This window comes from Kocuria sp. 2SI (assembly GCF_005502825.1).
In the GTDB taxonomy this organism is placed as follows: domain Bacteria; phylum Actinomycetota; class Actinomycetes; order Actinomycetales; family Micrococcaceae; genus Kocuria; species Kocuria palustris.
Map to the genome: position 1 here is coordinate 1 of NZ_SCNB01000041.1, position 7760 is coordinate 7760.

5 protein-coding genes and 1 rRNA gene are annotated in these 7760 nt (G+C 70.1%); all 6 read left to right on the plus strand.

The window, feature by feature from the left end; genetic code table 11:
• The first annotated feature begins 488 nt into the window (after nucleotides 1–488).
• A complete protein-coding gene (gene argH / locus FFS25_RS13090) occupies nucleotides 489–1937 on the plus strand; it encodes an argininosuccinate lyase (RefSeq protein ID WP_137803223.1) in 1449 nt (482 codons plus the stop codon).
• Between the two features lie 6 nt (nucleotides 1938–1943).
• Nucleotides 1944–2648, plus strand: coding sequence for a DNA-3-methyladenine glycosylase (locus FFS25_RS13095; protein ID WP_137803224.1), 705 nt, complete (start codon nucleotides 1944–1946; stop codon nucleotides 2646–2648).
• A 53-nt stretch (nucleotides 2649–2701) separates the two neighbouring features.
• Nucleotides 2702–3208, plus strand: coding sequence for an adenine phosphoribosyltransferase (locus tag FFS25_RS13100; protein ID WP_029643733.1), 507 nt, complete (start codon nucleotides 2702–2704; stop codon nucleotides 3206–3208).
• Between the two features lie 146 nt (nucleotides 3209–3354).
• A complete protein-coding gene (locus FFS25_RS13105) occupies nucleotides 3355–5685 on the plus strand; it encodes a HelD family protein (protein ID WP_137803225.1) in 2331 nt (776 codons plus the stop codon).
• A 38-nt stretch (nucleotides 5686–5723) separates the two neighbouring features.
• Nucleotides 5724–7046: a tyrosine--tRNA ligase gene (tyrS, locus tag FFS25_RS13110; RefSeq protein ID WP_137803226.1), complete on the plus strand. Its 1323-nt coding sequence runs from the start codon at nucleotides 5724–5726 to the stop codon at nucleotides 7044–7046.
• Between the two features lie 638 nt (nucleotides 7047–7684).
• Nucleotides 7685–7760: ribosomal RNA gene (locus FFS25_RS13115) — 16S ribosomal RNA — on the plus strand; the annotation flags it as partial.

The window sequence follows — 7760 nt, forward strand, 5'->3', positions numbered from 1 at the left end:
AACGGGAAGACACCGCAAGCGGGCCAATTGCTTCGAGAGTCACACCCGGTTCGATACGACCGACATCCATCCTGACCGGCCAGTCCCAGACCAGCCAGATCCAGACTCACAGACTGCTTCGCTTGACGTCTGCGGGAGGAGGGGCGGCCGCGCCTTCTCCCGTCCGCGACGTGGTCGGCCGGCGTCCGTCGTTCGCGGATCCGGACGCGACTGCCTCCCGACGACCTCGCGAGGAGCCCCGTGTGCCGACCTTCACCGGATGATGCCCTGCACACGCGGCCCCTCGGGAGGCTGCGACGGCCTGCTTCGGTGACGTGAGGCTGCGAGGCGTCGGCGCGGGGAATGGGCCGTGGGCCCCTGCCGCAGACGTCAAGCGAAGCAGTCAAGGAAGGGCCCACCGCCCATCCCGTACCAAGTGAACGACGAACCCCCACACCTCCAGCCCTAAGCTGGGACCAGTAGACGGAAGCGATCGAGGAGCAGCACCAGTGGCAGAGCACGTCAAGCACGGGACCAACGAGGGCGCGCTGTGGGGAGGCCGCTTCGCCGGCGGACCGGATCAGGCCCTGGCGGCGCTGTCCAAGTCGACGCAGTTCGACTGGCGCCTGGCTCCGTACGACATCGCCGGCTCCCGCGCCCACGCCCGCGTGCTGCACGCCGTGGACCTGCTCACCGACGACGAGCTCGCGGGCATGATCGAGGCGCTCGATCAGCTCGAGGCAGACGTCCGCTCCGGGGCCTATCGGCCTGCCGAGTCGGACGAGGACGTGCACGGCTCCCTGGAGCGCGGGCTGATCGAGCGCGCCGGCCCGGAGCTGGGCGGCAAGCTGCGCGCGGGCCGCTCGCGCAATGACCAGATCGCCACCGAGGGCCGCATGTACCTGCGCGATCACGCCTCGATCATTGCCAAGGAGCTGCTGGACGTCGTCCGCGCGCTGGTCCAGCAGGCTGAGGCGCACCCGTTCGCACCCATGCCGGGGCGCACGCACCTGCAGCACGCCCAGCCGATTCTGCTCTCGCATCACCTGCTGGCCCACGCCTGGGCCATGGTCCGCGACGTCGAGCGCTTCGCGGACTGGGACCGCCGCGCGGCCGTCTCCCCGTACGGCTCCGGCGCTCTCGCCGGGTCCACGCTCGGGCTGGACCCGAACGCCGTGGCCCAGGAGCTCGGGTTCGACTCCGCGGTCCACAACTCGATCGACGGCACCGCCTCGCGCGACGTCTACGCCGAGTTCGCCTGGATCTGCGCCATGCTCTCGGTCGACGTCTCCCGCATCTCGGAGGAGATCACCACCTGGGCCACCAAGGAGTTCTCCTTCGTGACCCTGCACGACTCGTTCTCCACGGGCTCGTCGATCATGCCGCAGAAGAAGAACCCGGACGTGGCGGAGCTCGCCCGCGGCAAGGCGGGGCGCCTGATCGGCGATCTCACGGGCCTGCTGGCCACGCTCAAGGCCCTGCCGCTGGCCTACAACCGCGACCTCCAGGAGGACAAGGAGCCGGTCTTCGACGCCATCGATCAGCTCGAGGTCCTGCTGCCGGCCGTCTCCGGGATGGTCGCCACGCTGAGCTTCCACACCGAGCGCATGGCCGAGCTGGCACCGCGCGGATTCGCGCTGGCCACGGACATCGCCGAGTGGCTGGTCCGCCAGGGCGTGCCCTTCCGCGACGCCCACGAGATCTCCGGCGACGCCGTGCGGGTCTGCGAGCAGCGCGACATCGAGCTGTGGGACCTCACCGACGAGGACTTCGCTGCCATCGACGAGCGCCTCACCCCGCAGGTGCGCGAGGTCCTGACGCTGGAGGGCTCCCTGCGCTCGCGGTCCTCGCAGGGCGGCACGGGCCCGGACGCCGTCGCCGCGCAGCTCGAGGCCCTCAAGCGGCGCCTCGCGGGGCTGTCCGAGTTCGAGAACCGCGCCCCCGTCGTCTCGGCCTGAGACGGGATGGACCCATCGCAGCTGGATCCCGCGCTGCTCGAGATCCTGCGCCGCCCGGCTCCGGAGGCCGCCCCGGCGCTGCTGGGCTGCCTGCTCAGCTCGATCACCCCGGAGGGGCGCGTCACCGTGCGCCTCACCGAGGTGGAGGCCTACGGCGGGCCGGCTGAGACCGATCTGCCGGATCCGGGCGCGCACACCTACCACGGGCGCACCGCGCGCAACGCGTCCATGTTCGGCCCGCCCGGGCACGCCTACGTGTACTTCACCTACGGGCTGCACCACGCTCTGAACCTGGTCTGCCGACCGGAGGGCGTGCCCGGCGGCTGCCTGCTGCGCTCCGGCGAGGTCGTCGAGGGCCAGGAGCTGGCCGTGGCCCGTCGCAGCGCCCGGCGGGCCTCGGAGCCCGCGGCGGTCTCCCTGGCCCGCGGCCCGGGCAACCTCGCCCAAGCCCTGGGGCTCGGCCTGCAGGACGACGGCGCGCCCCTGCGCGGCCGCGCGCACGACGACGGCGGCCGGCACCTGGTGCTCGCACCGGGGAGCCCTCCGCAGACGATCGTGACGACCCCGCGCACAGGGGTCTCGGGGGAGGGCGGCACGGAGCGGTTCCCGTGGCGCTTCGCCGCCCAGGGCGATCCCACGGTCTCCCCGTACCGTCGTGCGACGCCCAAGAAGCGGCGCACCCGCGGCGGTGGCACTACCATGGCCGGGTGACTCAGCCCAGCCCTGCTCCCGTGCCCGCCCCACGACCCGAATCGGTCGAGGAGATGATCGACCGGCTGTGCGCAAAGATCCCGGACTACCCCGAGCCCGGGGTCCTCTTCCGGGATCTGACGCCGCTGTTCGCCGACGGGGCCGCCTTCGCCCGCGCCGTGGACGCCCTGGGTGAGGCCTTCCGGGGGCAGTTCGAGTACGTGGCGGGCATCGAGGCGCGCGGCTTCCTGCTGGCCGGTGCGGTCTCGCGCGCCACGGGCGCCGGCGTGATCCCCATCCGCAAGGAGGGCAAGCTGCCCCGGGAGACCTACCGGGAGAGCTACCAGCTCGAGTACGGCTCGGCCGTGCTGGAGATCCACACCGACGACGTCGCCCGCGGTTCCCGCGTGCTCGTGGTCGACGACATCCTGGCCACCGGCGGCACGCTTGAGGCGAGTGCCAAGCTTCTGCACCGTGCGGGGCTGCACATCGCGGGCTTCGGGCTGCTGATGGAGCTGACCGACCAGCGCGGCCGCGGCAAGCTGGGCGGGCACCGCACCCGGGCCCTGTATCGCGTCTGAGAGCCGGGAGGTCCCGCCGCGATCCGCTGAGGGCGGACGACATGAAGCGCTGCGGGCAACCTCCTGTTCATGCCCGGGGGATTAGCATGACTGGTTCCCCGATCGCGGCTGGTCGGGGAGGTGGACGTTTCAAGGAGCACGAGCACATGACGGATGTCGCCAGGAGCAGCGGTGCTGAGACCGGCCTGCCCGACGACCGCGGGCAGGGCCACGGCAGCGCACTGGACGAGCAGCTGGAGATCGAGCAGCGCTACGTCACGGGGCTCTACGACCGCCTGGACGAGCTGCGACGCGAGAAGGCCGATGAGCTGGCGCGCGTGCGCCGCACGGACATGGGCACGGGACATCAGTCCCGCTCGGAGCGCGATGCCTTCGCCACCCACTACGAGGACCGGCTCGCCCAGCTCGAGGCCGTCGACAAGCGGCTGGCCTTCGGACGCCTGGACACCACCGAGACCGGAGAGGCCTCCACGCGCTACATCGGGCGCATCGGCCTGGCCACGGAGGACCACCGACGCCTCCTGGTGGACTGGCGCGCCCGCGAGGCCGCCGCGTTCTACCAGGCCACGGGCCGCAGCCACATGGGCGTGCGCCGCCGTCGCCACCTGATCCTCGACGGACGCCATGTCTCGGCGATCGAGGACGACGTCCTGGACCCCGAGCTGCTCGACGATGAGTCCGTCCTGCAGGGCGAAGGCGCTCTGCTGGCGGCGCTGAACTCCAAGCGCACGGGTCGCATGACGGACATCGTCGCCACGATCCAGGCCGAGCAGGACCGGATCATCCGCGCCCCTCTGCAGGGCGTGCGCGTGGTCCAGGGCGGTCCGGGCACCGGCAAGACCGCGGTCGCCCTGCACCGCGCGGCGTTCCTGCTCTACGAGCACCGGGAGCGGCTGCGCAAGTCAGGGGTGCTGCTCGTCGGGCCGTCGTCGTCGTTCCTGTGGTACATCGACCGCGTGCTGCCCTCTCTGGGCGAGACGGGCGTGGTGATGTCGTCGCTGGCCGATCTGTTCCCCGGGATCCACGGCGCGCCGGAGCGCGACCGCGAGGTCGCCGGTCTCAAGGCTGGCCTGGAGATGGTCGACGTCATCAAGCAGGCGGTCAAGGACCGGCAGAAGCTGCCCGAGCGCGACCTCGTGCTCACCGTGGACTCGCACCGCGTGGTGCTGACCCGGCAGCTCGCCCGACGGGCCCGGGAGAAGGCCAGGGGCACGGGCAAGCCGCACAACGAGGCCCGCGCGACCTTCGTGAAGATCATCCTGCGCGAGCTCGCCGAGAAGCTGGGGGAGGAGCTCGACGCCTCCTCCGGCAACGCGATCGATCGCTCCTACCTGGTGGAGGACCTGCGCCAGGCCCCCGAGGTGCGCCGGGCCGTGAACCTGCTGTGGCTGCCGCTGTCGGCCGAGACGCTGGTGCGCCAGCTCTTCGCCAAGCGGCGCTACCTCGACTCGGCCTTCCGCCACCTGAGCCCCGCCCAGCGGGACCAGCTCGAGCGCCCGGCCGCCGCTGCGCTGACCGTCTCGGACGTCCCGCTGCTGGACGAGGCCGCCGAGCGCCTGGGGACCCTCGAGGACGCCGGCGTGCGGATCCGCACCGGTGAAGCGGAGCGCGCCAAGGCCACCGAGATGGCCGAGCGGGCGCTCTACAACATGAGCCAGGCCCTCGAGGACGTCGGGGTCGACGGCGTGGTGAGCGCCAGCGACCTCACGGAGTTCAACGAGGAGCAGGAGCACCGGATGACCGCGGCCGAGGCCGCGACCTCCGATCGGACCTGGGCCTACGGGCACGTCGTGGTGGATGAGGCGCAGGAGCTGACGCCCATGCAGTGGCGGGTGCTCATGCGCCGATGCCCCATGAAGTCGTTCACGGTGGTCGGCGATATCGCCCAGGCCGGCTCGGCCTCGGCCGCCGCCTCCTGGGGCGAGGCCCTGGCGCCCTTCGTGGGGGAGCGTTTCAGCCTGGAGGAGCTCACCGTCAACTACCGCACGCCTGAGGCGGTGGCCTCGGTCGCCGCGGCCGTCGCCCGCGCCGCCGGTCAGCACGTGGCCGCTCCGCGGGCGGTGCGCGAGGGGGAGCCGCCGATCATCGCGCAGCTGCCCGCTCAGGCCGACGACGCCGCGATCATGCGCGCGATCGACGACCAGCTCGAGGAGGAGCTCGAGGTCGTCCAGGGCGGTCTCGTGGCCGTCATCGCCCCGGAGGAGCGCGTGCGCGGCATCGGCCGGCATCTCTCCGAGCGCCTGCCCGGCAGGGTGGGCGCGGGTGTGCGCCGGCTGGAGCACCAGGTCGTCGTGCTGTCCACGTGGGATGCCAAGGGCCTGGAGTTCGACTCCGTGGTCCTCGTGCAGCCGCAGGAGATCATCGACGAGTACCGCGGCGTCGGATCCCTGTACGTGGCCATGACCCGTCCCACCCAGAGGCTGCGCACCGTCTCGGCCGGCCCGCTGCCCGCCGGCTACGACGGCGTCCGCGCCTGAAACCCCTTCCGCTTCAGCAACCCGAGAGGTACCCCGACGTGACCCCGACACCCACCACCGCGATCGATCTGGCAGCCCAGCACAACGACCCCGACTTCCCGGGCATCTGGGAGGAGCTGAACTGGCGCGGGCTCGTGCACGTGTCCACGGACCAGGCGGCCCTCCAGGAGCTGCTCGACGGGGAGCCGATCACGTTCTACTGCGGCTTCGACCCCACGGCGGCCTCGCTGCACCTGGGGCACCTGGTGCAGCTGCTGACCATGCGCCGGCTGCAGCTGGCGGGGCACCGTCCGCTGGGGCTCGTCGGCGGCTCGACCGGACTGATCGGCGATCCCCGCCAGACCTCGGAGCGGGTGCTGAACACCCGCGAGGTCGTGGAGCAGTGGGTCGGGCAGCTGCGCGAGCAGATCGAGCGCTTCCTGTCCTTCGACGGCGACAGCGCCGCTCGCATGGTCAACAACATGGACTGGACCGGCGAGATGTCGGCGATCGACTTCCTGCGCGACATCGGCAAGCACTTCCGCGTGGGCACCATGATCAAGAAGGAGATCGTGGCCAAGCGGCTGAACTCGGAGGAGGGCATCTCCTACACCGAGTTCAGCTACCAGATCCTGCAGGGCATGGACTTCCTGAACCTGCACCGCGAGTACGGCTGCATGCTGCAGACCGGCGGCTCGGATCAGTGGGGCAACCTGACCTCGGGCACGGAGCTGGTGCGCAAGGTCGAGGGGACCGCGGTCCAGGCCATCGGCACGCCGCTGATCACCAACTCGGACGGCACCAAGTTCGGCAAGTCCGAGGGCAACGCCATCTGGCTGGACCCCGAGCTGACCTCGCCGTACGCCTTCTACCAGTTCTGGCTCAACACCGCCGACGCCGATGTGGTCGACCGCCTCAAGGTCTTCACCTTCCGCACCAGCCAGGAGATCGTCGAGTTCGAGCGCAAGGTCGCCGAGGAGCCCTTCCGCCGAGAGGCGCAGAAGCAGCTCGCGTGGGATGTCACCATGCTGGTGCACGGGGCCCAGGCCACCGAGCAGGCGATCGCGGCCTCCGAGGCCGTGTTCGGCAAGGGGGACCTCGGCGCTCTGGACGAGCAGACCCTGGCCGCGGTGATCGGGGAGCTCCCCTCGGCGACCGTGGGTGCTGAGGATCGAGCGCTGATCGACCTGCTCGTGGCCACGGGGCTGTCGACCACCCGCTCCGAGGCGCGACGCACCCTCCAGGAGGGCGGCGTCTCCGTGAACAACCAGAAGGTGCAGGGCATCGAGGCTCAGCTCGAGGACGAGCAGCTGCTGCACGGCCGGTACGCCCTGCTCAAGCGCGGCAAGAAGAACATGGCGGGAGTCATGCTGGGGGAATGACCCAAAAGGCACCTTCATGCGGGTGCGCGCCTGACTCGGCCCCCGAGGCCCGCGGCTGTCTGCCGCGGGGCTCGGGGGCCTCGTCGTGGTCCTCGGCCGGCGGAGGTGGGCTTCCTGTGGGGTGCAGCACAAACGGCCCAGATGGTTTGCGGGGGGCGCTGGGTGTGTGTAATGTTCTTCTCTGTCGCCGCGAGCGGCCCGCCGGTTCGAACCGGTGCGGCGCAGCGGCAGGATCACCGATCCGGATGATCCTGCGTCGACACAACCATTGAATGGCTCGATCGAGCAGATCGCTTTGCCATGCACCGCATGCGCAAAGGATCGGGTCGAAGGAGCCGGGTTGTGAAGAGCGGGTGAAGCGAGTATGGTGATCTGGCCGCACAACGGTGAACGAGAGATGAACGAAGGTTCGGGTCTCGTGAGCTGCGGCGGTTGAAGGACCTGATCTTCGCGGGCCTGGTGAAACGGTCTGGTTGATCGTCTGTTGTTTGAGAACTCGATAGTGTGCCAAATTGTCTGCTGATACCAGTTCAAGCAATTTTTGTTTGGTTGGATCAGTTGATGCGTCAGTGCGTCTCGTTCCCGTGACGTGCTGTCGATTATTATTTTGATTCCAGCCAGGTATGGTTTTTCGTTTTTCAACGGAGAGTTTGATCCTGGCTCAGGACGAACGCTGGCGGCGTGCTTAACACATGCAAGTCGAACGCTGAAGCA

What these genes read in the sequence shown, in the direction of transcription:
- FFS25_RS13095 (WP_137803224.1), top strand. Translation starts at nt 1,944, where the DNA reads ATGGACCCATCGCAGCTGGATCCCGCGCTGCTCGAGATCCTGCGCCGC.
- FFS25_RS13100 (WP_029643733.1), top strand. Translation starts at nt 2,702, where the DNA reads ATGATCGACCGGCTGTGCGCAAAGATCCCGGACTACCCCGAGCCCGGG.
- FFS25_RS13105 (WP_137803225.1), top strand. Translation starts at nt 3,355, where the DNA reads ATGACGGATGTCGCCAGGAGCAGCGGTGCTGAGACCGGCCTGCCCGAC.